A 943-nucleotide genomic window follows, 5' to 3' on the forward strand; every position below is an offset into this window, starting at 1 on the left:
AAAACCTACGACTTCTTACAGGGAATAACGTCATCTTGGCAAAAATTTGAGAGGTTAAACACTATGGCGACAATGAAGGATGTTGCCCAGCTTGCGGGAGTGTCGACAGCTACGGTATCTCGAGCATTAATGAATCCAGAAAAAGTCTCTTCTTCAACAAGAAAAAGAGTCGAAGATGCCGTCCTTGAAGCGGGCTATTCTCCAAATTCATTAGCGCGTAATCTACGTAGAAACGAATCAAAAACGATTGTTACCATCGTTCCTGACATCTGTGATCCTTACTTTTCTGAAATCATTCGTGGTATCGAAGACGCCGCTATGGAACATGGCTACCTCGTACTGCTCGGTGACAGCGGCCAGCAGAAAAAGCGTGAAAGCTCATTTGTGAATCTAGTGTTCACCAAACAAGCCGATGGCATGTTACTGCTTGGTACCGACCTGCCATTTGATGTCAGCAAGCCAGAACAGAAAAACCTGCCACCAATGGTCATGGCTTGTGAGTTTGCGCCAGAGCTAGAATTACCAACCGTGCACATTGACAACCTAACGTCTGCTTTTGAAGCGGTCAATTACCTAACTCAACTTGGCCATAAACGCATAGCACAAATTTCAGGGCCAGACACAGCGGTATTGTGCCAGTTCCGCCAGCAAGGTTATCAACAAGCCTTGCGTCGCGCGGGGATCAGTAAAGACCCACAATACAGTGTTATCACTGAGTTTTCTTTTGACGGCGGCGCGAAAGCTGTACGTAAGTTGCTAGAACTTCCAGAGCCACCAACTGCGATTTTCTGCCACTGTGACACCATGGCAATCGGCGCAATCCAAGAAGCGAAACGACTCGGTCTGCGTGTTCCACAAGATCTGTCGGTGGTTGGTTTCGATGATATCAACTTTGCTCAATACTGCGATCCACCGTTAACGACCATTTCTCAACCTCGTTATG

The 943-nt window shown here is 47.0% G+C and carries 1 protein-coding gene; it reads left to right on the forward strand.

Annotated features, from left to right (window positions below; genetic code table 11):
- Positions 1-63: 63 nt before the first annotated feature.
- The coding region (gene cytR / locus R7R78_RS24775; RefSeq protein WP_225474454.1) for a DNA-binding transcriptional regulator CytR at positions 64-943 on the forward strand (880 nt) is incomplete at its 3' end.

Source organism: Vibrio sp. 2134-1, assembly GCF_033339495.1.